This window comes from Nocardiopsis metallicus, assembly GCF_014201115.1.
GTDB classification, from domain to species: domain Bacteria; phylum Actinomycetota; class Actinomycetes; order Streptosporangiales; family Streptosporangiaceae; genus Nocardiopsis; species Nocardiopsis metallicus.
Genome location: NZ_JACHDO010000001.1, coordinates 2890842 through 2912946, shown reverse-complemented (window position 1 = coordinate 2912946; position 22105 = coordinate 2890842). Strand labels below are relative to the sequence as shown.

Annotated in this window: 23 protein-coding genes and 1 pseudogene; 10 read left to right on the top strand and 14 right to left on the bottom strand. The window is 68.7% G+C overall.

Going from position 1 to position 22105, the window contains the following annotated elements:
* The first annotated feature begins 232 nt into the window (after positions 1-232).
* Positions 233-361, top strand: a complete 129-nt coding sequence (locus HNR07_RS35580) for a hypothetical protein (RefSeq protein WP_281386568.1) — start codon at positions 233-235, stop codon at positions 359-361.
* A gap of 22 nt (positions 362-383) precedes the next feature.
* Entirely contained in the window at positions 384-1418 is a 1035-nt protein-coding gene (locus HNR07_RS35575) for a protein-L-isoaspartate O-methyltransferase family protein (protein ID WP_184365139.1), read from the top strand.
* A gap of 428 nt (positions 1419-1846) precedes the next feature.
* Here the strand turns inward: HNR07_RS35575 and HNR07_RS12555 are convergent.
* The 9 genes and pseudogenes from HNR07_RS12555 to fxlM form a co-directional block, all read right to left on the bottom strand.
* Positions 1847-2557, bottom strand: a pseudogene (locus HNR07_RS12555) (phosphotransferase); the annotation flags it as partial.
* Between the two features lie 33 nt (positions 2558-2590).
* Entirely contained in the window at positions 2591-2881 is a 291-nt protein-coding gene (locus HNR07_RS12550) for a protein kinase family protein (RefSeq protein ID WP_184365138.1), read from the bottom strand.
* Between the two features lie 69 nt (positions 2882-2950).
* Positions 2951-3514 carry an NUDIX hydrolase gene (locus HNR07_RS12545; RefSeq protein ID WP_184365137.1) on the bottom strand — a complete coding sequence of 188 codons (564 nt, stop codon included), beginning with the start codon at positions 3512-3514 and terminating at the stop codon, positions 2951-2953.
* A gap of 30 nt (positions 3515-3544) precedes the next feature.
* Positions 3545-4660, bottom strand: a complete 1116-nt coding sequence (locus HNR07_RS12540) for a hypothetical protein (protein ID WP_246420279.1) — start codon at positions 4658-4660, stop codon at positions 3545-3547.
* Positions 4657-5484: a thiopeptide-type bacteriocin biosynthesis protein gene (locus tag HNR07_RS12535; protein ID WP_184365136.1), complete on the bottom strand. Its 828-nt coding sequence runs from the start codon at positions 5482-5484 to the stop codon at positions 4657-4659. The genes HNR07_RS12540 and HNR07_RS12535 overlap by 4 nt, the downstream gene beginning before the upstream one ends.
* A gap of 26 nt (positions 5485-5510) precedes the next feature.
* Complete coding sequence (locus HNR07_RS12530) at positions 5511-6755, bottom strand: lanthionine synthetase C family protein (protein WP_184365135.1); 1245 nt, start codon at positions 6753-6755, stop codon at positions 5511-5513.
* Entirely contained in the window at positions 6752-9775 is a 3024-nt protein-coding gene (locus HNR07_RS12525; RefSeq protein WP_184365134.1) for a lantibiotic dehydratase, read from the bottom strand. The genes HNR07_RS12530 and HNR07_RS12525 overlap by 4 nt, the downstream gene beginning before the upstream one ends.
* Before the next feature lie 81 nt (positions 9776-9856).
* A complete protein-coding gene (locus HNR07_RS12520; protein ID WP_184365133.1) occupies positions 9857-10003 on the bottom strand; it encodes an FxLD family lanthipeptide in 147 nt (48 codons plus the stop codon).
* A 51-nt stretch (positions 10004-10054) separates the two neighbouring features.
* Entirely contained in the window at positions 10055-11269 is a 1215-nt protein-coding gene (gene fxlM, locus HNR07_RS12515) for a methyltransferase, FxLD system (protein WP_184365132.1), read from the bottom strand.
* A 427-nt stretch (positions 11270-11696) separates the two neighbouring features.
* Between fxlM and HNR07_RS12510 the strand changes: the two genes are divergently transcribed.
* The 4 genes from HNR07_RS12510 to HNR07_RS34350 all read left to right on the top strand — a co-directional run bounded on the left by HNR07_RS12510 (position 11697) and on the right by HNR07_RS34350 (position 14942).
* Complete coding sequence (locus HNR07_RS12510; RefSeq protein ID WP_184365131.1) at positions 11697-12929, top strand: helix-turn-helix domain-containing protein; 1233 nt, start codon at positions 11697-11699, stop codon at positions 12927-12929.
* Between the two features lie 11 nt (positions 12930-12940).
* Positions 12941-13804, top strand: coding sequence for a class I SAM-dependent methyltransferase (locus tag HNR07_RS12505; RefSeq protein WP_184365130.1), 864 nt, complete (start codon positions 12941-12943; stop codon positions 13802-13804).
* Between the two features lie 57 nt (positions 13805-13861).
* Positions 13862-14524 carry a 3'-5' exonuclease gene (locus tag HNR07_RS12500; protein WP_184365129.1) on the top strand — a complete coding sequence of 221 codons (663 nt, stop codon included), beginning with the start codon at positions 13862-13864 and terminating at the stop codon, positions 14522-14524.
* A gap of 235 nt (positions 14525-14759) precedes the next feature.
* Complete coding sequence (locus HNR07_RS34350) at positions 14760-14942, top strand: hypothetical protein (protein ID WP_221318792.1); 183 nt, start codon at positions 14760-14762, stop codon at positions 14940-14942.
* 59 nt (positions 14943-15001) lie between these two features.
* Here the strand turns inward: HNR07_RS34350 and HNR07_RS12490 are convergent, their stop codons facing one another.
* From HNR07_RS12490 to hemC, 4 genes are all read right to left on the bottom strand, one after another.
* Positions 15002-15781 (bottom strand): protein kinase family protein, encoded by a 780-nt coding sequence (locus HNR07_RS12490; RefSeq protein WP_184365127.1) that lies wholly within the window; start codon positions 15779-15781, stop codon positions 15002-15004.
* 173 nt (positions 15782-15954) lie between these two features.
* Positions 15955-16275, bottom strand: coding sequence for a MazG nucleotide pyrophosphohydrolase domain-containing protein (locus tag HNR07_RS12485; protein ID WP_184365126.1), 321 nt, complete (start codon positions 16273-16275; stop codon positions 15955-15957).
* Between the two features lie 120 nt (positions 16276-16395).
* Positions 16396-17049 carry a C39 family peptidase gene (locus HNR07_RS12480; RefSeq protein WP_184365125.1) on the bottom strand — a complete coding sequence of 218 codons (654 nt, stop codon included), beginning with the start codon at positions 17047-17049 and terminating at the stop codon, positions 16396-16398.
* Positions 17050-17184: 135 nt separating this feature from the next.
* The gene (hemC, locus tag HNR07_RS12475; protein WP_184365124.1) at positions 17185-18099 is read right to left on the bottom strand and encodes a hydroxymethylbilane synthase; all 915 of its coding nucleotides are present in this window, start codon (positions 18097-18099) and stop codon (positions 17185-17187) included.
* Positions 18100-18292: 193 nt separating this feature from the next.
* Here hemC and HNR07_RS12470 point away from each other — a divergent pair, with 193 nt between their 5' ends.
* The 3 genes from HNR07_RS12470 to HNR07_RS12460 all read left to right on the top strand — a co-directional run bounded on the left by HNR07_RS12470 (position 18293) and on the right by HNR07_RS12460 (position 20019).
* A complete protein-coding gene (locus HNR07_RS12470; RefSeq protein ID WP_184365123.1) occupies positions 18293-18766 on the top strand; it encodes a hypothetical protein in 474 nt (157 codons plus the stop codon).
* 73 nt (positions 18767-18839) lie between these two features.
* The gene (locus tag HNR07_RS12465) at positions 18840-19583 is read left to right on the top strand and encodes a class I SAM-dependent methyltransferase (protein WP_184365122.1); all 744 of its coding nucleotides are present in this window, start codon (positions 18840-18842) and stop codon (positions 19581-19583) included.
* A gap of 175 nt (positions 19584-19758) precedes the next feature.
* Entirely contained in the window at positions 19759-20019 is a 261-nt protein-coding gene (locus tag HNR07_RS12460) for a hypothetical protein (RefSeq protein ID WP_184365121.1), read from the top strand.
* A 38-nt stretch (positions 20020-20057) separates the two neighbouring features.
* Here the strand turns inward: HNR07_RS12460 and HNR07_RS12455 are convergent.
* Positions 20058-21256, bottom strand: a protein-coding gene (locus HNR07_RS12455; protein WP_184371482.1) for an IS3 family transposase whose coding sequence is annotated in 2 segments (ribosomal slippage) — positions 20058-21013 and positions 21013-21256 — 1200 coding nt in all. Because the reading frame shifts where the segments join, the coding sequence is not laid out codon by codon here.
* 483 nt (positions 21257-21739) lie between these two features.
* On the opposite strand from HNR07_RS12455, the gene HNR07_RS12450 reads away from it, so the two are divergent.
* Positions 21740-22015 (top strand): hypothetical protein, encoded by a 276-nt coding sequence (locus HNR07_RS12450; protein WP_184365120.1) that lies wholly within the window; start codon positions 21740-21742, stop codon positions 22013-22015.
* Positions 22016-22105: the final 90 nt, after the last annotated feature.

The following is a 22105-nucleotide window of genomic DNA, read 5'->3' as shown; positions in this document are numbered from 1 at the left end:
GCGGTAATCGGTGGTGAGCACGTACTGCCTGCGGCGTTGAGGAGTCGTTCTAGCACTCCATAGTAGGAGGTCTCTGGGACACCGACTCCGGAGCCGAAGATACGGCAGGTGTCGCGTACGTACTGCTGGACGGGGGCAGAGGGGTTTGGTGAGGTTGACACGGCATCATTATGGCTCAGATCTTCTGAATGGGGCGGACCTGGTGGAGGTTGCTGATCGAGTAGTCGGTGTCGTGGGGCGAGAGATAGAAGCCGGATTCGACTCACCCGCCATCCACGCCTGGGCCCAGGCCCCCGACGGAACTCCCGTCGGCGAAGAGGACACCGAGTCCTGGCCGTGGACCCCCGCCCTCCACCTCTGACCCACCGACTGGACCGGACACGATGACCGACACCGCCACCTCACCCGCCATCACCGCCGCGCTGGCCCGCGTGGACGAGACCCACTACCGCGGCACCGACAAACGCGCCGTCCGCCAGACCACCCCGCCCTCAGTCATCGAACGCCACCTGCCCCTGCTGGAGATCGAACCCGGAATGCGGATCCTGGAGATCGGCACCGGCTCGGGCTACTCCACCGCGCTCCTGGCCGAACTCGTGGGCCCCGGCGGGGCGGTGGTGTCGGTGGACGTGGAAGCCGACCTCATCACCCGCGCCCACCAGCTTCACCAACAGGCCGGATACACCACCATCACCTCTTTGGCCGCTGACGGCTACGCCGGCGCCCCCGACCAGGCCCCCTTCGACCGGCTCATCGCCTGGACCACCCCGCCTCACCTGCCCACCGCCTGGGCCGAGCAGGTCCGCCCCGGCGGCATCATCGTGGCGCCGCTGGTGTGCGCACCCATCGCCTACGCCACCGCCATGGCCCACATCACGATCACCGACACCCACACCCCCGGACGGATCAGCCTGCACCGCGGCCAGTACGTGCCCATGACCACCCCGGCACTGGACCGCTCCCGGTACGCCACGGTGGCCCGCACCGTTGACGGCGAGCGCAGCCCCTCCTACATCTCCGCCCCTTGGATCACCGCCACCGGCGACCAGGAACTCGCTGAGCGGGTCTTCGCACGCATGCTCAACGCCCCCCACAGCGAGCCCGTGAGCATCAGCTGGCCCGAGATCGAGCACTTCAAGCTCTGGGTCATCGCCCGCGACCCGGACGGTCTGACCATGGCCCACCGCGGCAAGGAAACCATGGTCGGCACTACCACTCCCGACCATGTGGGGTTCGTGGCGCTGTTCCCCGAGACCCGGCTGGTGGCCGATGCCCCTGACTCGCCCGCACTGGAGACGATGCGAGACCTGCTCCAGGAATGGAAGAACACGGGCTGCCCTCAGATCGAAGACCTGGACGCTGACGTCGCCGCCGTCGCGGATGGATGGACGCTGGAGCTGACCACACGCACCACCTAGGCAGAGGCCGAGCCGACTACGCAAGCGTCGGATTGCTCTTGGCCGGACAGGAGGCGGCCAAGTGCACACCCCGATCTGGCGAACCGGGTCTGACACACGCCGGAGCACTGTACCCCCAGCGAAACCTAGTGAACCCCTGGCACTTGAGCCCACTCCTGGCACCCGGCAGAGTCTGTCCTTCAACCGTCACAGGATGTTCCACCGCAGAGCGCCGTTGCCTTCGCGGTATCCCGCGATGCGACGGCGCACCTAGTTGAGTGTCCGGTGTGTGCTTGGCCTTCCGTGCCACAGGTTCTGGGGTCTACCCTCTCTACGGGGGCCTCGCTGGACATCTTGGGGGACTCCCGTGAACACCTGGCACATGTCGCTGCACAGTCCGTCGGACCCCTCGGACTGCTCCGTGGGCTACTAGGCCAACAGATCCGCGGTCACCAGCGCTCTGGGCGAGAAGCGAGACGGTGAAGTGTCGACTCCACCGTTTCCAGGTTCTCCAGCAGACGTCGAGCTGCCTGGTGGCGTAGCTCCCAGAACTGGTCCAGGTCGTCCTGGAGCAGGCCCGGGGAGCGGTAGTGCTGTTCGACTCCGTACAGGCTGGTCAACATCTGGATGAGGATCACCCGGCCGCAGAAGAGCACGTCCTGTAGGTCGACGTTGGGGTTGGTGTCCTGGTAAGCGCTGATGAGTGTGGCTGCAGAGTCGATCCATCCATCGGTCAGGGTGATGATTCGCGGATCGAAGGCGATGCGTCCCAGCTCCCAAGCCACCAGGTAGGGCACCGGTGGGCGAAAGTCGATCACCGCAGCCAGGTCCTCACCGTCGAACAACAGGTTCGGCGCAGTGTAGTCACCGTGCAAGACCTGTGTGGTCAAGCCCCGGGGAACCTTGGCGAGCAGGCCAGGGACCTCTTCGAGCATGGCCAGCCGTTCGGTGAGAGTGCGCTCTGCGAGGACGTCGAAGTCCTCGTGTCGAGGTCCTCCCCGAGCCAGGTCGAGCAGACCTTCAGCACAGTTTCGGATGGCGTTGACGTCTGGGGCGTACCACTCCTGCACCCAAGGAGAGGGCTCCCTGCTGAGCAGGTGGCGGGAGAAGGTGCGGTGGATCTGCCCCAGGGCATGGCCGGCAGCTTCCTGCTGGGGACGGGTGAGCCCTTGGAGCTCGTGGTGGCCCTGAACCTACTCCCACACCGATACCGCGACCGGTCCGGATCGGTACAGGACGTCCTTGTCCAGTGATCCCCGTACACGGGGCGTGGGCACACCGTCGTCACCAGCTACCCGGGTGAGCTCGATGGCTTGGCGCTCATCCTCAAGGTGGGCACCGCGGGAATAGACCTTCACGAACAGGTCGTGGCCAGTGCACATGGCCCGATAGTTGGTCGTGCTCTGACCACCATGGATACGCTCCAAACGCACAGGGGACAGGGCATACCCAGAACGCAGGGCCGCGATGACATCATCGTTCACAGGATGGTCCTCCCTGGGCCTGTCCATGCGGGCATCCGCCTGTGCAAGGAAGTCTTCACCAGCCCCCGATCAGTTGCCGCGCCTCGGCGGCGCAGCTGCTCGCGCGATGCGTGGCCCGACCAGGAGCTCGGCCTCAGCCAGCGGGTACCAGGCGGCTCCCGTCACCTCCGACTCCTGGATGCGCCCTATTTCCAGTTGCGTTGAGGCGGTGAAGGAGTATCCGAGGTCCAGGTGGAAGTGCGCTGGCTCGTTTCTCGACGGGCGCGCCGGGACACGGCCGTATTCGATGTAGACGGGGTCATGCGAAGCCGGGGAGATCTGGCTGGGGTCGACGTCGGTTTCCTCGACCAGCTCACGCACCGCGCCGCCGAGCAGCGTGACATCCTCCGGCTCCAAGTGCCCGCCGGGCTGCAACAGGATCCCGCCATAGGCGAGATGGTTGACCAGCAAGATCTCATCATTGCGGACCACCAGTGCACCCACGGTCACGTGCATGGGGAAGGTGTACCGGGATGCGAAGTTGCTTCCCTGCGCCAGCAAACGCATCGGTTCGGCCATCGACTCCGCCTCGTTGGGGTAGCGGTCAAGGTAGGCGGCTACCACGCCTGTGATGTCGGAGTCACTGATCGCCACGGTCTGCTCCCTCCCCAGGGCCAAAGCTGGCTACACCAAGCCCGCTGTTTGGAAGCTGTCGGTGAGAAACGCAGCAGCTCTGTCACCGACCCCCGCCAGCTCTTTTCCCAACCCGATCGACTGCTGGGTCCCAGCCGGTTGCGCCTGCGCGACACGTTCCCGCAACGCCTGACTCTGTTCTTCGCTCAACTGTGCTGTGAGGACCGCAGACTCCAGCACCGCGGTAGCCGCGTGCGTGTCCGCGGACTCTCTGGCGCCGACGATCACGTGCGCAGCCAAGGCGTGGTGGTCGGGATCCAGTTCGCACGCCAGCACGCCCAGCCGGGCGGCGAACACCGCCCCACCGGGTGTGGGCGGCAGGTGCTGGACGGCGTCGACCATGGTGGTGATGGCGCCGACCGCATCACGTCCGGCCACCAGGTCGGTCGCGGTGTTCAAACACGCGGCCACCGCGCGCTCCCATGCCTCCGAGCAGTCCGTTGCGGCCAGCAAGCCGGTAGCGGTGTCAGGGTCGTGGAGGTGCAGGGCGGCCAGAACGGCGACTTGGCGGCCATCCAACAGCCGGGCGCCGATGCCGTTGTAGCGGTGCAGATGGACCATCGCGTCCTGCCAACGCCCTGCCGCGCACAGCGCCCGGGTGCCGTCAGCGAGAAGGACCGCCCACAGGAAACGGCGTAGCTCAGCACGATCGCTTGGGGTGGCGACCAGGTCTCCCACTGGGCAGCTGCGGCCGAGCACGTTCGCGGGGCCGCCACGATCGGCGGCCTCGAACAGGGACCCCAGCACCGCGTAGGCGCCGGAGGGGTCCCCGGTGCGGATGGCAAGGCGGGCCAGATTCACCAGGGGCTGCAGGGCGAAGGTCGCCGCCTTCGCGGTCAAGCGCGCTGCCAGGGTGAACGTCTCGTACTGCTGCCAGCACAGAGTGGTGGCCAAGCCTGGGTGGCCGGTGTCGCTGGCGATAAGCGCGGCCTTGTTCATCACCTCGCAGGCGCGCGCCACCTGCTCTTCGGGGGCAAGGGTGTGGTCGGCCTGGTGGAGCAGGTTGTGGAGTTCGGTGACCCGCTGTTGGAGGGGGAGAGCTGCGGGGCGGGGGCGTGGCACCAGCGGCAGGTACCGGGTCGCTGGGGGAAGCTGGGCGCGCCTCATAGTCCGACCGTTTCGGGGTCGAAGATGCTCCGGGCAGCGGCGTGGCAGAGCACGGCCTGGGCCGAGACGGGGATGGCGAGCCGGTTCCAGTGGAAGATGAGGTGGTGGGCCAGGACGTCGCGCAGCCCGCGGTTCAGGTGGCCGCGGGCGTTGAGGTCGGCCAAGGTTCGCCCGCACGTGTGGAAGGCTTCCGCCCAGGGGGCGTAGCCGTTAAAGGCGCCGCCGGGGGAGAAGTGTGCGGCGCGCGGGCCGGGCTCCACGCTCAGCAGGTGGTGCACCTGCCCGCAGATCTTGCCTGACAGGTGGGTGGGGGAGGGCAGAGGGCGCAGAGCGGCTACGCGATCCCACACGTCGCCCTGTTCGAAGGGATCCAGTTCAGCGGCGCGCATGAGGGTGTGGGCCAGGAGTAGCGAGACCTCCTTGCGGCGGGCGGGTCCGTGGATGGTGGCCAAGAAGCGGGTCAGGTGGTGGGTGTCGGCGCAGAAGAGGGTGTGGGCTGCGGCCATCGCCTCGCTACCACCGAAGGCGCGGATCTCAGGCTCGTACACCACGGGTGTCCACCTGCTGATGTGCCCGGTGCGGGCGAGCTCGTCCAGGAGATCACCCACCTGCTCTCGCACGGCAGCCTGCGCAGCCGGGGCCCCGGGCAGGGGGGTGCGGCACCGCCAAGCGCCCTTCTTACGCATCAGGAACCACCCCCTGTCGGCCTGCTCCAGGGCCGGTGCCAGACGGTGGACGCCGGCCTGCTCGGCTGTGGCCGGGTCGGGGAACTCGACGTTGACCTGCCACCACACCTGGGCGGTGGCAGGGGCATCGTTGAGCACGGTCGGCTCCTTTCGAAGGGCTGGGGTCAGGCCAGGGCCAGGTGGGCGTCCCACGGCACACCGGGGGCGGTCCCGTTGGCGTAGGTGTTCAGGGCCAGCGCGATGCCGGCGCGGCCGTCGAGGAACTCCGGATCCAGGTGGGTCTCATCCTCGAGTTGGTCCAGGAGGGTGGTGGCGATCCGGTCCAGGTCTGCTTCCAGGGGAGCAGCAGGGGCGTCGGTGTTGATGCGCCACGCGCAGTGCAACAGCCCGGCCCATCCGTGGCAGAGCCCCAGGTCGGTGAGTGTGCCCAGCTGAGAGGCATCGCGTAGGCAGTGGGCCATGCTCTGCTCGGCCATCGCTTGCCGGTCCTGGTCGTTGAGGGCGAGCCCGGCGAGCTGCTGGGCCCGGGCCAGGCCGGGGGTGCCGTAGCACCACGTGGGCCGTTGCCCGCAGGCGGCGGTGGTAGGTCCGCTCTCCCACCGCTGGGGGGTGAGGTAGTAGGGCCACCACACCCCCGCGGGCGCGCTGTGGCGGTAGGCGTCCAGGATGGCGCACATCCGCTCGATCGCTTCGGTGTGCCCGCTGACGGTCAGACCCCGCAGCGCCGCCAGCGACAACACGGCCAGGGTGGCGCTGATGCCGTGGGCCACACCGAGGTTGAGGTGCCCGCCAGGGAACTGGGGGTCCAGTTGGCTGTGGGGGGACTGCTCGCTCCACCAACCCGGCAACTGCTGGAGGTCTTCGGGCAGCGGCAGGGACAACCGCACCAGGTAGGCGAGGACCTGTCGGGTGATGGCGGCCTCGGGGTGGGTGTGCAGGTGGTAGACGGCCAGCCCGGTGAGCCCTTGGATGAGGTCGAACTCGGCCAGAGGCGGACGTTGCCCCCGCCCGATCCGGGTGTGAGCCTGGTCCAACCGGTGCTGGGTCAGGCGTGTGGTGACCTCGTCCAGGCGAGTGCGTGCTCTGGCCAGGTGGGCGGGCGAGGTCGCGGCGATGGCCGTGAGCAGGCCCAGAGCCGGGGCACCGGACCACAGGGTGGCGGTGTCGCTGCCGTTGACCGGGCCGGACAGGGCGCGGGCGATCCACGTGCGGGCGCTCTCCCAGGAGCCGTGTCCGGTGCGGGCGGCCTCGGTGTGGGCCAGCGCCACCCCCGCGGCCCCACCACCCACCGAGGCGGGGCGTGTGCGCAGGGCCGGTTTGCCGGGCAGGAAGGTCACCTGGTCTGGGTCGGTGAGCTCGTCCAGGAGCCTTCGGGCAGCGGCGTGGGCCCGCTGGGCGGTGGTGTTCACCGTTCCTCCTTGGTGCGGGCGTTCCAGCTCAACGCGGCCGCCCGTGCCAGCGCCAAGCACGCCCGCTCGGCGTCCGGGTCGGGGCCGAACAAGCGTGTGGTGTGCAGGTGCAGCAGGTCCGGCAGCACGTCCTCAACGGTGAGGCCGAGGTCGGCGAGGGCCTTGGTGTAGGCGCGGGCCGCCACCGCACGGCGGCCCCAGGCCCGCTGGAGCGGATCGGGAAGGTGTGGTGTGTGGCCCGGTGCGGTGAGCGTGATCGTCTGTGTGGCCTCGCCGCGGTCGGTGACGCCGGGGGGTGCGTGGTCGATGAGCCACCGTCGGGCGGCCGGTTCGTCGCCCAGAAGGTGGTGGACCAGGCCGGTCATGCTCACCGCCGCCCACACCCGCTTACCGTTGGCGGTCGAGTCGGTGGCCAGCTGGGCGGCCACGGCGCGGGAGTCGGCCACGAACAGCCTCTGGGCGGCCTCCATCGCCGCACCGGGGCCGAACCTGCCGGATTCGGGGGTGTAGGTGTCGTGGACGACGGAGGCGACCAGGCCTCGCTCGCGTAGGTCACGCGTCCAGGTGTGCAGCCCCTGGAGCTGGTCGGGCTCCTCCACCCGGACCCGTACACGCAGGTGGGGGTCGGGGTCCTGGTAGCGCAGGAACCACACCTGGGGTGTTCCTGCCCTGGTCAAGCGGGGGAGTTCGTTGGTGATCAGATCGGTGGTCCGATCGGGGTGACCGTACAGCTTCAGCGAACACCACCCAGCCGTGGTGCCGGGCAGGTGTTCGACACTGCGGGGGTGCGCGGACCCGGGTCGGAGGCGGTAGGGGATCGGTGTCTGGTTCGCGGTCAGGGTGGCGACGAGCTCGTGGGCGCGGCCCCCCACCCATTCCAGGTCCTGCTCGGTGGGTGCTTCGCGTAGGAACACCCGCCCGGCCGCGGCCAGCTCGGCGCGTACCAGGTCCTGGTGCGCGGGCAGGTCCAGGTCAAGGAGGAGGCGTTGATCGTTCTCCCCGAGCTCCACACGCGCCGGGACCCGGTGGGTGGTGCGCCAGTGGTGCAGTTCTTCGACCCATTCCCGCCACGGCGCCCGGGGGAGGGTGTGGGCGTCCAGCCGCCACCGGGCCGGGGCCAGGACGCATTGTCGCCAGCGCACCCGCGGCAGTACCGGCAGGTGGGTGGCGGCTCCCCAGGAGAAGGGGACCGGCACGGCGGTGCGGCTCCAGGGCAGTTCCGCGAGGAAGCGCAGCAGCGGGTGGGCGGCGCGGGTGAACTCGAGCGCGCTGAAGAACACCGGCTCCACCGGGCGCAGGTCGCGGCGGGTGATCAGATGCAGATGGTGCGGGTCGGCGCTGACGGCCAGATCGTCCAGGCCCAGGGCGTGGGGGTCGCCCGGATGGTGTTGTCCCAACGCCAGCCGGGTCGCCAATACCGCGGGGGTGCGTGAGACCTGGTCGCCGCGTGCGGAGGCCGCCGGGCAGGTGAGCTGGGCCAGGGTCGCGTCCTGGCGCAGGGTGGGCAGTTGCCGGTACAGCTCGCTGAGAGCCTCTCGGCCGGATGAGGGCAGCAGGTCGAGGAAGCGGCCCACGGTCGTGCCGGCCCCGCGCGAAGCCCCGGCGACGAGGACGCGAAAGTCACCGGAGTCGAGAGCCTCTCGGCTGGTGGCGTGAACACGCACCCGCAGTTCGGTGTGCGGCCACACCGTCTCGAGTTGGCCGGCGCCGAGACGGTCCAGGAGGGCGTCGTCCACCACGACCTCGCCCGTGCCCTCCAGGGTGGCACGGTGGGCCAGGTCGAGTAGGGCGGCGTCGCGTTCGGAGAGCGCCTCGCCCGGCGGCGAGGGCAGCCGGGAGCCGTGGAACCCGGCGGGCAAGCCGAGCCCGCGGTCGGGGTCGGTCAGCTCGGCCACCGGTACCACCGCTCCGATCCCGTAGCGTTCGCAGAACCGGCGGTGGTAGTCGCGCCAGGCAGGGGTGCCCTCGCGCAGGGGGGACAGGCGTGTCAGGACGGAAGCGGCTTCCTGGATCTGCCAGGCGAGGGTGCGCGGCAGGTGCAGGTCGCTTTCCAACCGCAGATCCACACAGGTCGACTCCTCCACGGCAGCCACCTGCGCCAGAGCGGTGCGGGCCTGGCTTTTCGCCTTGGCCTGCCCTTGGGGGGTGAGCGCCGTGTCGTGCTCCTGTAGGCCCTGGTGGGCGGCCTCAAGTTGGGCCAGGACTGCTGCGGCGCGCGGGTATCGGTCAGCGCCGGCCCCGCGTGCTGTCGCGAGGAGGTATCCCAAGGGGTCGGCGGTGTCCATGGGCGGGTGCAGGCAGCTCAACAGCACACGGTGACGCACCAGCGTGCCCACCAGGTCACGGACAGCCTCGGGCCGGCGGGGAAAGGCCGTGTTCAGCGCGGCCTCCACCGCGGCCCAGGAAACAGGGGCCTGGGCCACCTCCAGGGCCTTGCGCGCGGGTGCGGTCAGGCGCAGCGACGAACAGGTGCCCCGTTCTGCCCCCGGCGCGGGCTGGTGCTCGACAATGATCCTCCCGCTCCGGATGAGGGCGAGGTTGTTGACGGTGACCCTCAGACGGGCAGTGAACTGCGCCTCGCAGGACTCCAACTGCTCCACGGCAGCCCTGATCCATGCCGTACTCACCCGCCCCACGGGCCGGTGGCGGTCCCCGATGCGTCCGGACACAGCGCCGGTAAACCGGGTCGTGGTCACTGCGGCGAACAACCCGAACGGTGCGGCACGGCTCTGGGCGCGCAACACATACCGGACACAGGAGCGCACCACCCCGGCCAGGTCCCGTCCGCTACCCCCCTCGCGGCAGATCTGGTTGATGCGCTGGGCGAGTGGGGGACTGGCGTCGCTGATCGCCGCCCCCAGCATGGGGTGGTCACGGACTTGGCCCAGCCAGAGGAGCCACGCACGGCGGTGCTCGGGGCTGTCGATGGGGCCCTCGGGCCAGGGCGGCGCCTCGTGGGGGCCTGAAAGCGCGGACGCGCGCAGCACACCGGTGGGGTGGGCGGTGAATCGAGGGTGCACGGGTGTGCTCCTTCAAAAAAGGGGGGGGTGTCCCGGCGCCGCTGGCCGCGGCGCCGGGGGCTCAGCCCAAGGCCGGCACGGTTACGAGCAGGAGGTGGAGCAGGCGCTCTCGCACGTGGACCCGCAGTTGTCACCGGTCAGGTTGAGCAGGCTGTCCAGGCGAGGTCCGCTCTCGACGACCTCGACGTCCAGGTCGAACCCGTCGGCATCGAGCTGGTTTTCGGACATGGTGGTTTTCCTTTCGGGTGAAGGGACACGACCCCAGGGGGTGGGGTGTGTTCAGGGCCAGGCCAGGACCGTGCGCGTGTGCGGCTTGTCCAAGACCCGGACCCGGTCGGTGGGCAGGTCAGCCTCGGGTGTCCCGCTGGGCCAGACCTCGATGCGGGCCATGGAACCCTCGTGCTGGTCCCAGGCCCGCAGAACGTCGATGTAGTCCTGGGCGGCGCGCTCACCGTGGGGCCCGTAGGCGAACACCCCGATCTCGAACCGGTCCTCGCCCAGCGCGCGCTTGGCGCGCACCGCCACGCTTCCCTGGTCGGCGAGCACCACCGGCACGGGCTGGCGGGCCAGCGGCCCAGCGGGACCGTGTTCAAGGACGTCTTCGGCCACGTGCAGCATCGCGTACCGGTCGGCGTGGCCCGCGATCCACAGGTGCAGCCGGTCGGGACGGGTGAACTCGATCCCCGGCCAGAACTCCTTACGGGGCCCGTGCAGGGCCGTGCGCAGCGCGTCCACATCCACGGGCTCTTCGGCGCCGTACAGGACGATCTCCTCCCCCTGCACAGCGATCCCGCGCTCTTCGTGCGCTCCGGCGCCCTGCATGGGCACGAACACCGTCAGGTGGTGGTCGGGGCGGCTGACCAGGTGACTGCCGACGCGGTCGAGCCCCACCGTGCGGTTCACCCCGCGCAGACGCATCGGGGTGACCACACGGCCGGTCTCGGTGAGCTGCGCGACCCAGGCCGGGGGCAGGTCCCAGGCCCGGACGGTGACGATGACGCGGTCATAGGGCGCGAACTCCGCCACACCGTATTCGGCGTCACCGGTCACCACCCGCACATCCTGGTAACCGGCCTCGTCCAGATAACGGCGTGCCCGGCCGGTGACCTCGGCGTCGATGTCGATGGTGGTCACCTCACCGGCGGAACCGACCAGCTCGGCGATGAGCGCGGCGTTGTATCCGCCCGAGCCGATCTCCAGCACCCGCATACCGGGTTCGAGGCCGGCCTGGTCGAGCATCATGGCCTGCACCCGCACCGCGGACATCGAACTGGTGACCAACCCGTCCTCGGCTCGCCTGATGGGCGGCGCGTAGTCGGTCGCATAGGCCTGCTCCAGCGAGACCTCGGGCACGAACACGTGCCGGGGCACCGTTCGGAGCACGGCCGCGACCCGCTCGGAGATCTCCGGCATCTGCCACTCCTTCTGCAACTGGAGCAGGGTGTCGACCATGTTCTGCCGGGCCTGGGCGGGGCTCGTCGGTGTGGCGGGCATGGGTGTCCTTCACGATCGTGTTCATCGCCGCCGGGTCAGTCCCCGGGGCTGTGGTCGGGTGTTTCGATGGCCGAGGTGAGACGCAGTCGTGGCGGCTCTTTACGGGCACAAGAGGGCACGGCCGTCCCAGCCCTTCGGTGTAAGGCCGCCTGGCGCAGTATCGTCGAAATTCCCTCACCAGACCATGCGAGATCGCATATGCGAAAACGAACTCATGCGCAGTGTTCGATTCTCCTAATCTCACCTGCGAAAACGGAGAGTTGGTCTGCTGGGTGAATGAAGTTGGCGCAGTAGAAAAATCACATATTCCTCGTTTATTGCATGATGGGTGACGAACGCGATGATGTGTGTGCATTGCGCACGAGAGCGCAGAGACAGCACCTCAGGGTGTGCGTGCATCCCTCCCGGGTTCTGGGACCGGCCAGGGGTGACCCACGCTCTCGGCGCTCGTGATGCCCGCACCGTGGTGCTGTTGCTGCACCGCGCCACCGGTCTCACCCACGAGGCCCTGGCCGCCTTGTGCGGTCTCACCCAGAGCACCATCACCCGGGCCCTGGCCGGGCAGGGCCTGACCCGCCCCGATGTCATCACCCGGGTGCTCTCCGCCCTGGGGGCACCCCTCACGACCAGCTACCCTGCCGCGGGGCCGCGGCCCCGCTCCACAAGCACGCGTTGGGAACAGCGCCTGGGACAGGACGCCACCACCACCCTCGAACAGGTGCGCGCTCTGGTGAGCGGCACGGCCCCCGAGCAGGCTGTGGATCTACTGGAAGCGGACGTGCACCGACTGTGCAGCACCTACGTCCACACCCCGCTCACCGAGCTCTACCCGCACATCATCGAACGCTGCCGCGCAGCCCTGCACCTGGCTTCGACCCTCACCCACCCCGAGCAGTCCCGCCGCGCCCACATCGCCGCCACCCGGCTGGTGGGCCTGCAAACCCACGCCAGCATGGACGCCGGCGCCTACGCCCACGCCACGGTCCACGCCACAGCAGCGCGGGCTCTGGCCGACCGGGTCACCGACCCCGGCCTGCAGGCATGGGTCTGCGCCCTGCACAGCCTCATCGCCTACTGGGACAGCCGCCCCGACGACGCCTTACGAGCCGCCGAAGCCGGGCTCACCCACAGCGCCACCGACAGCAACCTCACCCGCCTGCACGCCCTACGCGCCCGTGCGGCAGCCGCGCTCGGCGATAGGCGAACCACCCGGGAGGCCATCGCCGCCGCCGAAGACCACCACGGGCAGATGGTCCTACCGGGCGTCCTGGGCTTCCCCCAAGCCAAAACACACACCTACGCAGGCACAGCCCTGCTCGCCCTGGACACACCGGCCGAACGCCGGCTCGCCATCGCACACACCGAACGCGCCATCACCCTCTACACCGGACCCACCCGCTCCACCGGGGACCTGCTGGCCGCCCGCCTGGACCTGGCCACCGCTCACCTGCGCAACCACGACCCCGACGGGGCACTGGAACAGATCGACATCATCTGCGCGAGCCCACCCGAACAGCGCACCGCGAGCATCACCCAGCGCGCCCGCCGACTCATCCCCCTGACCCACAGCCTCCACGCACCACCCGTAAGAGAAATCCGCGACCGCCTGGCCGCGTTCACCCCCACCCCCGCCGGCCACAGCCCCAACGCGGGTCGATGAGGATGGAACCCATGCAAGACCGCCCCCGCACCTCCACCGACCGCACCCTGCTCACCGGCCACGCCTACCGCGACGACCGCCCCCTCACCGCCCGCCAACGCCTCTACGACCACCAAACACCCCAGTACGACCTGCCCGTCATGGTCCTGGAACAGGCAGGACACCGAACAGGGGTGTGGGCGGACGTGGGCTGCGGCAACGGCCGCTACCTACAACGCATCCGCACCGAGCGCCCCGGCGTGCGAACGATCGGCCTGGACCTGTCCGCGTCCATGCTCACCGACCTGCCCGGACCCGTGGTGTGCGCCGACGCCGCCCGCCTCCCCTTGCGGTCACAGAGCGTCCAAGTGGTGCTGGCGATGCACATGCTCTACCACGTCGACGCCCCCGACCGGGCGCTCGCGGAGGCGGCCCGTGTCCTGGACCCCGACGGGATCCTGATCGCTTCCACCAACTCCCGGTACGACAAGGCCGAACTGGATAAGTGGTGGGCACAGGCGGCCGCGGACGTGCTCGGAACCGACACAGGGCCAAAGCGGATCAAACTCTCCGAGCACTTCCCAGCAGAGGGAGCAGCTGAAGCAGTGGGCGCCCACTTCGCCAAGGTGGACGTCATCACCCTGAACGGGCTGATCGAGGTCAACACCCCCGACCCGATCCTGAACCACTACGCCTCCTACCGGGCCTGGTCCGATGAGGCAGGCGTACCGTTCGAGGCCACCCTCCAACGGGTTGCGGCCGTGCTGAGCGCACGACTGAAAGACGGCCCCCTGCGGATCACCACACGCCAAGCACTGATCATCGGCCACCGCCCTGCCGCGAACGGGCCGCAGCCCGCCACAGGACAACAGACAGTGAGCCCCGAGCCTGCTTGAGCGATCTCAGACGAAGCACCCAGCGCCAACTGCAGCGGAAGAGGGAAGGGTAGATGCATGGGCGGATTGACGCGGGACCCTGAATTCGGCGACACAGTGTGGATAGTCCTGGACTTCGAAGCAACCACCCCCGCGGGCCACCCGCCTCAGCCCATCGAAGTGGCCGCTCTGGCGCTGCGCTACGCGGCCGGCCGCTGGAGGGAGGCCGGCCGCAGCACCTCCCTCATCCGCCCGCCCGCCTTCGCCCCGGTGACGGCCGCCACCACCGCCCTGAACGGCCTGACCCCTCAACAGCTCGCGGCGGCGCCGACCCCCGCCCAGGCGCTGGGGGCACTGGACCGGCGCTTCACCTCAGGCACCCGGTATCTACTGGTGGCCCATCACGCCTCTACCGAAGCCAACCTCCTCTACCACCAGCGTGAGCACTGCCCGACCCTGGCCCGCATCAACCTGATCGACACCATCCCGCTCGCCAAGCACCTGGCCCCGGGCCTGGACAACTACAGGCTCGACACGCTGCTCACCCACTTCGCGATTCCCCGCCCCGCGGACCGCCACCGGGCCGCCGCCGACGTCGACGTCACCGCGAGGGTGTTCATGCGGCTCATCGACGCTGCCGACCGCGACGACGCCCTCGAAGACCTTGCCGGGCTGGTCAAGATCGCCGGACGCACCGCCAAGACCAACCGGCCCGTCCAACAACACCTCTTCGACCTGTGACCACCCGCCGCACGAGTGGCCAGGTGAGGCCCGGGCAGTGAACCCAAAACCAGTGTGAGGCTCCTTCGGGGACTACGCTGAGGACACCCTCGCCGACCCTGAAAGGGACGCCCCCATGGATCGCGATGTACATCACATCGAACAGAACCTGCTGGGTCTGCTGCGGCGTGAATCTGCCCGACGAGACACGCGTCCGGGCTTTCGCACCTGTGGGCAGGAAACAGCCCCGGCCTGGGTGTTCGCTGAACGAGCGCTACTGCTGGAAGCCATCAACACTGAGCGGGCCCGGCGTGCTCTGCCCGCTGTCACACTCCAGGACGTGCGAGACGTCGAGATGACGGCCCTCGGGCACATCGACTACGCCCAGAAATTGTCGTGGCGATGCGCCGAGCTCGCTCTCGGTCAGGCCCAGCCATAGAAGGCTGGTCTCACCGCCCGAGAACACCGCAGGTCAAGGAATGGTCCAGCGGCAAATGGCTATGCAGTCCAGTGGTCGGCCCACCGCTGAGCGGCGTCGGCCAAGGCCTTCCGCCACTCCTGTGTGGGGCGGATCTTCGCGTAGTGCCGGTTCATCATCGCGTCGGCCCGAGCGAAGACCGCCAGCGCGTCGAGGTCGAGCTGCCCCCACAGGGTGGACGCTGCCAGGAGCTTTTCCACCTCGGCCGCATCATGGCCCGAGGAGACCAGCTGCACGGCCAGGCACGTGGGTGCCACGAGCGCCGAGGCCACGGTGGGCCATGCCCAGTCGACCACCCACACCCGGTCGTTGCGGTCGATGAGGATGTTGCGGGGGTGCAGGTCGGCATGGGTCAGGTGGTTGCCGCGGACCACCTTGACCGTCTCCCCGGGCAGAGCACGGTCCCACCGGGTCTCCACCCACGAGCGGGCCACCTCCGGGACAGGGAGAGCGGCGATCTGGTCCAGCGCCTGCACCACGCGGGGCAGGTCCGGTGAGCCCGGGTCGAAGTCGGCCGCCCTTCCCTCGATCACCTCGAATCCCAGCGCGAACCACCCGGCCCTGCGGGCCTGCCACAGCAGGGGCGGGGCCAGCCCGTTCAGGTGCGGGTTGATCTGCCCCTCACGCTCGACCTCGGCCAGCACGCCTCCAGGGCGGTCGGGGACAGCTTTGAGGAACACGCGCCCTTGCTGGCCGGTGACCACGGCAGTGGTCGAGTAGTCACTGCCCTCGGCAACAGGGCTCACGTCGGTGATGCGCCCGGTGTGGGGGGTGATGAGTTCGGTGAGCTCGGAATCCATGTCCTCAGTTCCTGGAGAAAACAACAGGTGGATCTGCGGTTCATCGCCCAGCGCCCCTCCAGCCCAGGCAGAAAGCGGGCGACGTGAGCCGTCTACGTCTTCTACACGGCCGGGCGCCGAGAGCCCTCTGCGAGCGTCCCCGGCCTGCCAGCAAGGGGTGGGCGCTGGGGGAGTCACTGCCAGATGCGTTGTTCGTTCACGCACTCTTTGTCCCGCAGGGCCTGGCTCAGGTCGATGCCTTCCCGGTTCGCGATCGACGCGAGATAGATCAGCACGTCGGCCAGTTCCGCGCCGAGCTCCCCGACCGTGCTGTTGGGGTCCATGCTGAGCGAAGCGCCCTTGCGCACCGCTTTGCACACCTCCCCGGTCTCCTCTGCCAGCTTCAGGGCCTGCTCAACCGTGGTGCTGTCGGCGAAGCCGCGCTCCAGCTCCATCCTCGCCACGTAATCCTGGATCTGCGCCAGGGTGAGCGGGCCGGGAGGCAGCGGTTGCATACAGAGCGCCTTCACAGAGGAGGGGGTCAGAGCACGGACGCTACCAGCGCAGCGCCCCCGTAGGTGGGCAAACGGGCGAACACGCCAGATCCGAGAAACGGCACAGGCTCTGGACCCGTATCAGGGCCCAGTGGGGTCAACGACGATGCCGCGCTCAGCGGAGAACTGGGAGACCTGTGCCTCGGACAGCACGGCGGAAACCGTCTCGGGGGTGTGTCCAGAGGGGTTGCGGATATGGAAGCGGCCGTTGCGGTGACCGATCACCAACACCAAGTGCCCACCCTTCCCCGGCGGGGGAAGGTGAGGGCGGCGGATCTCTTTGTGGACCGAGGCCACCACCATCCGCCCACGGTCCAGCTCCGCGCGCATCGCTGTGGTGTCCAGGTCGGTGCGGACCTGCGCGTGCAGACCGTGATGGTCACGGACGTACTCCACGAACGGCGCGTACACCAAGCCCTTCACCGATCCGTCAGCCTGCTCCAGGTACCCGCCGGCCCGACGTACCCCGTGCAGGAGCTCCATCAGGGACGGGGCATGCCCATCACGGTGGAGCAGCACCATACGCAAACTCGCCATCCCGCAGGCGTGCCGACACCAGCGGGCGTACTCCTCCTGCGACGCCGCCCCTGAGACCTTCCAGGCAGGGTCCTCTCCAGGGGTGTACCCCTGGTAGGCGATCTGCTCGATCAAGGCGGGCGAGGCGTACTGGGTGATCGCCGGTACGGGCTCATGGAGTGTGGCCAGGCCCGCGCAGGCCCCGCACTGTGAATGCATCGTCCTGTCCTTCGTGTGTGGTGTGGAGGTATCCCGGGGGTGGCGGGTCATGCCAGGTCACATTCGCCTTCACACCGCCCGAACGACCCCGTCGCCTTCCGCCGTCGGATGCGGAACCTGTCAGCGACCTGTGCTTCAGACGCTGGAGGCCAGGGCGGCCTCTACCCCCTCGTCCAGGAGCCGCTGAGCCACGTGCTCGCCCACCATCTCCGGTTGGTCGGCCGCTCCGGTGGCCTCGGCGCGGATGGTGGTGGAGCCGTCAGTTGAGGTCACCTGGGCGAGCAGGTGTAGCCCTCCGGCGCGGATGGTGGCATAAGCGCCGATGGGTACGTGACAGCCGCCCCCGAGGATCGCCATGAGCGCACGTTCGGCCCGTGTGGTGGCCGCTGCCTCCTCGTCGTGCACCGCGGCCACCACACGGGCCAACGCGGTGTCGGCAGTGCGCACCTGCACCGCGATCGCCCCCTGTGCAGGGGAGGGCGGCCAACGGGCGGGGTCCAGGTACTCGGTGATGCTCTCCTGCAGGCCCAGCCGGTGCAGCCCGGCCGCGGCCAGCACCACCCCGGACAAGCCCTTCTCGCGCATCTGCCGCAGGCGCGGGGGCACGTTGCCGCGGATGGGGACCGCCACCACACCGGGGCAGGCGTGGTGGAGTTGGCCCACCCGGCGGGGCGCGCCGGTTCCCACCCGGTGCCCGGGGGCGAGCGCGTCCAGGGCGGTGCCGCACAGGGCATCGCGCACCTCGTGGCGGCGCGGGATCGCAGCGACCACCGTCCCCGGGGTGGTGGCGGTGGGCAGGTCCTTGAGGGAGTGGACGGCCACGTCGATCTCCCCGTCCAGCAGGGCTTGTTCGACGGCGCCGGCGAACACCCCGGCCCCGGCGGAGGCGAGGTCGCGCAGACTGCTGGTGCGGTCCTGATCTCCCGCGCTCATGATGGTGCGCCGCACCCAGGTGTGCTCCGGGTGGGCGGCGTTCAGGTGGTCCAGGACTTCGGTCACCATGGTCTGGGCCAGACGGCTCCCCCTGGAGCCGATCCTCCACGTGGGCATACGTTCTCTTCCTGACGGAACGGCTGTGGTCTGAGCGCCTACAGGTCCAGGACAAGACCAGCTGGATTGGGTCCCGGCCCAGCAACACCCCGGGCCGGGGCGAGGCACAGTCAGCGTAGAACGCCAGCCATCCGCGGGCAGCGTTGTTCTGAGAAAACGCCACACGAGCGTTCTGGGGTACTACCGTCAAGGCATGGCTGCTCCCCACACGCCCGTCACGGACCTGCACCAGACCAGGATCGAGTGCCCCGGTTGCGAGTGGCGCCAGCTCCTGGATGAGGACCTGCACGAGGGCTACACCGCGGAGCTGTTCGCCTGGCACCAGGCGAACCCCGCACAGGGCATCGACCACCTGGCCGCGGCGGAGGGCCTTCAATGCGGGGTAGGCGTTGCCGAGTACGTGCGCTGGACAGATGACGGCCTGGGTCGTCTGGTGGTGGGGGATGAGCGCACCGGGCAGGCGGGGCACTTCAACCACGAGTGCTTGGCCGTCATGGAGTCGGTCCATTTCACCCGCGGACTGACTGAAGCGGTTCAACGCACCAGGCGCCGCCTTGACTGCAGCCGCTCCCAGGCTGCTGCCACGGTCGTGGACCTGGCGGTGCGCCTCTACCGCAAGGGCCTGCTCGTCCCCGCGCCTTCGGCCAGCGACCAGCCGGGCACCTGAGTTCCTGCCCGGACCTGCGCGGCCGAAAGAAACCAGCTGCGCCGCGCCCGAAGAGCTGCGAGGCTCACCCGGTATGGAATACACCACCTCTGAGCCCCGGATCGGTGACGCGTTCGGGCGCACGCTCCAACGCTGCTGGGCGGCCGGCGCCGCACCGGGCGCCGCTTGGGAGATCACCGAACGCGATGACGGCTACATCAGCGCCGCCGACGCCACCCGCTACTTCACCCCCGCCGATGAGCTGTCCGAACTGGACCAGAGGGCGGTAGCGCTGGCCCAAGGGCGCATCCTGGATGTGGGTACGGGGGCCGGACGCCACGCCCTGGCCCTCCAACAGCAGGGCAAGGACGTTTTGGGCCTTGACCCGTCCCCTGGGGCTGTGGAGGTGGCCCGCCAGCGCGGGGTCGCCGCTGAGCTCGGCTCCATCGCCCACCCACCCGAAGGCATCGGCCCTGTGGATACTTTTCTGCTGCTGGGCAACAATCTCGGACTCCTCCAAGGCGAGCGGGCGGCCCCTGAGGTGTTGCGTCAGCTGGCGTCGCTGGCCCGCCCCGGCGCCCTCCTGCTCGGCACCGGCATGGACCCTGCTGGTAGCGACACCGAGCACACCGCCTACCAGGACCGCAACAGGGCCCGGGGGCGCATGCCCGGCCAGATACGCATGCGGGTCCGGGCCGGCACCCTGGCCACCGAATGGTTCGACTACCTGCTGCTGGACCCGCACGAACTCGAACGGCTCATCGGCCCCTCGCCGTGGCGGTGGGAGACCATCCACGAGCAGGGACCCAAGTACCTTGCGGTGCTGCGCCTGGGGTGAATGTCAGGCCTGGTTCATCGCTTCGATGGTCGGGCAGGGCGCGGGCACCGGTCGGCCGTAGCGATCAGGAGGTCCGAGCGTGCTTCCTGAACAGGCGCACATCCTGGGATGTCTCTAAGCGGTGCCACGATTGAGATCCGCCCCCACTTTCACGGAGGACACCATGCTGAGGAACATGTACAAACCGGTGACCCGTATCCGTATCACCCCTGACGGCTCCGAGGATCGCTCCGAGGTCAAGGCGCACATCCAGTCCTCCGTCGCCTTCCTTCCCATCACTGCGGATGTTGAGGAAGCCGACCTGCTGGAACGCAAGCTCCCTAACGGAAAGACTCAGACGATCCGTCTGACACAAGTCACTCACTACGAGGCCCCTGGTGCTGGCCAGCAGCTCAACCACATCGAAGCTAAGTTCGTTTCCGCTCGGTCCCGCTGATGTTGCTTCAGTTCGGTAGACACCTGTGAGCTGGGGTTTTACGCGGCCTGAGACAGCGCCGCAAGCCTGTCTTGAGCAACTTCGGTGTGGCGACGTTCATACTCAGCCGGGCTGAGCTGACCATTGGCCGAATGCCGCCGCCAGGGGTTGTAGAACCCCTCGATATAGGAGAACACCTCCCGCTCCGCATCCGCCCTGGTGGCGAAACGGGTGCGGTCGATCAACTCGGTCTCCAACGACGCGAAGAAGCTCTCGGTGACGGCGTTGTCGTAACACGACCCCGTCCGCCCCGTCGAGGGAGCGATCCCTGCCTCTTCGCAGCGGCGACCAAAGGCCAGACTGGTGTATTGCGATCCCTTGTCCGAGTGATGGATCAGCCCCGGACCGGGACGGCGGGCGGTCACCGCCATGGCCAGCGCGTCGCAGACCAGATCGGCGCGCATGTGAGGGGCCATCGCCCAGCCCACGATGCGGCGCGAGAACAGGTCCATCACCACCGCCAGGTACACCCACCCCTGGTCGGTGGGCACGTAGGTGATGTCCGCGCTCCACTTGGTGTTGGGGGCATGGGCGGTGAAGTCACGACCGACCAGATCCGGTGGGGCTGTGGCCATCCGGTCCTGGGAGGTCAGGCTTTTGCGGCCGGTGCGGCGGTGGACCCCGACCAGGCCCTGGCGGCGCATCAGCCGGGTGATGCGGTTGCGTCCAGCGCGGATGCCGTCGAGCTCGGCCAGGTCGGCCTGGAGCCTGGGGGAGCCGTAGGTGCCGCGGGAGCGCTCGTGGTGGCCCTGGATGCGCTCGGACAGGTCAGCGTCGGAGCGTTCCTTGGCCGTGGGGCCGTCCTGGATTCGGTGGTGGTGTTTGTAGTAGCCCTGCCGCGATACGCCGAGCAGCCGGGACATCAGGGAGACGGAGTGGCGTGTCTTTTCTTCGTCGATCAGCCGGAACATCACCGACTGGTCTCCCGGACGAAGAAAGCCGTGGCCTTGCGCAGGATCTCGCGCTCTTCGCGCAGCTGGGCGTTCTCTCGGCGAAGGCGGGCCAGTTCGGCCTTGTCATCGCTGGTGGTGCCCTCTGCCTGGCCGGAGTCGATCTTGGCCTGATTGATCCAGGTGCGGATCGTCTGGGCCGAGGGTTCGAACTCAGCTGCCAGGTCCTCGGGGCTACGGCCGGAGCGGGCCAGCGCGATGATCTGATCGCGGTACTCCGGCGGGTACGCAGGGCGGGTCTTGGGCACTTCAATCTCCTCGTTCAATGACAAAGTATCCGAAAGCGGACACCTGTCCACCGAACCGAAGCAAGATCAGTCGTGCTGTTGCCCTCGGGCAACAGCACGACCGGCGCGGAGATACGCCAATGGCTCCAGGCACAGGAACAACAGCGATAGAAGCAGTGCCCCTACCCGTGAACTCAGTCGGAAGGGCAAGAGGTCAGCGGTTCACATCCCGACCGTGCGCCCCGCCACACTCGCCGTGAACATTGACTGGCCCCTCCTCCTCACGGTGTTCGGATAGACGGCTCCAGTCAATCTCATCACTGGCCCTTGCTGATCTACGAGGTAAAGGTCGGCGTTGCTCACGATTGGCCCGACTAACCCTGCGAGGAGGACGAGGACCTGTGCGCCGCGCTTGGCGCAAAGGTGCCCAAACCCTGACGCCAGACCTCTGTGCAAGCAGTTGATCAACGACTCACCGAACCCATCACCGAAAGAGGCTGACTCATGTCCGTCATCATGTTCCTGTTTACCGCCTGGCTCTACATCTCCCTGGCGATCGGCGTCGTTACCGGTCTTGGCTACTTCTACTGGTGGAACTTGTGCCGCCAGGAGCCCACCGAGAACCGCGTCGCCACGCGGCGCTGGTGGGCTGGTCGCCTCCGACTCGTCCTGACCTGGCCCGCCCACGTCGCCCGCTTCGTCTCAGCTCTGATCGCCGACATCAGAAGCGAGGGTCGAGCGACGACCGGGACGAAGGAATCCCGCCATGACGATCTCTGACGCCCCCGCGCCCTGCTTGCCGCGGACAAGGGCGACCGAGCCGTCATCGCCAGAGCGGTCTCGACCATCGAGCCGTGGAGAGCCACCGTC

What these genes read in the sequence shown, in the direction of transcription:
- HNR07_RS35575 (WP_184365139.1), top strand. Translation starts at nt 384, where the DNA reads ATGACCGACACCGCCACCTCACCCGCCATCACCGCCGCGCTGGCCCGC.
- HNR07_RS12540 (WP_246420279.1), bottom strand. Translation starts at nt 4,660, where the DNA reads ATGAGGCGCGCCCAGCTTCCCCCAGCGACCCGGTACCTGCCGCTGGTG.
- HNR07_RS12520 (WP_184365133.1), bottom strand. Translation starts at nt 10,003, where the DNA reads ATGTCCGAAAACCAGCTCGATGCCGACGGGTTCGACCTGGACGTCGAG.
- fxlM (WP_184365132.1), bottom strand. Translation starts at nt 11,269, where the DNA reads ATGCCCGCCACACCGACGAGCCCCGCCCAGGCCCGGCAGAACATGGTC.
- HNR07_RS12505 (WP_184365130.1), top strand. Translation starts at nt 12,941, where the DNA reads ATGCAAGACCGCCCCCGCACCTCCACCGACCGCACCCTGCTCACCGGC.
- HNR07_RS12500 (WP_184365129.1), top strand. Translation starts at nt 13,862, where the DNA reads ATGGGCGGATTGACGCGGGACCCTGAATTCGGCGACACAGTGTGGATA.
- HNR07_RS12490 (WP_184365127.1), bottom strand. Translation starts at nt 15,781, where the DNA reads ATGGATTCCGAGCTCACCGAACTCATCACCCCCCACACCGGGCGCATC.
- HNR07_RS12485 (WP_184365126.1), bottom strand. Translation starts at nt 16,275, where the DNA reads ATGCAACCGCTGCCTCCCGGCCCGCTCACCCTGGCGCAGATCCAGGAT.
- HNR07_RS12480 (WP_184365125.1), bottom strand. Translation starts at nt 17,049, where the DNA reads ATGCATTCACAGTGCGGGGCCTGCGCGGGCCTGGCCACACTCCATGAG.
- hemC (WP_184365124.1), bottom strand. Translation starts at nt 18,099, where the DNA reads ATGCCCACGTGGAGGATCGGCTCCAGGGGGAGCCGTCTGGCCCAGACC.
- HNR07_RS12470 (WP_184365123.1), top strand. Translation starts at nt 18,293, where the DNA reads ATGGCTGCTCCCCACACGCCCGTCACGGACCTGCACCAGACCAGGATC.
- HNR07_RS12465 (WP_184365122.1), top strand. Translation starts at nt 18,840, where the DNA reads ATGGAATACACCACCTCTGAGCCCCGGATCGGTGACGCGTTCGGGCGC.
- HNR07_RS12460 (WP_184365121.1), top strand. Translation starts at nt 19,759, where the DNA reads ATGTACAAACCGGTGACCCGTATCCGTATCACCCCTGACGGCTCCGAG.
- HNR07_RS12450 (WP_184365120.1), top strand. Translation starts at nt 21,740, where the DNA reads ATGTCCGTCATCATGTTCCTGTTTACCGCCTGGCTCTACATCTCCCTG.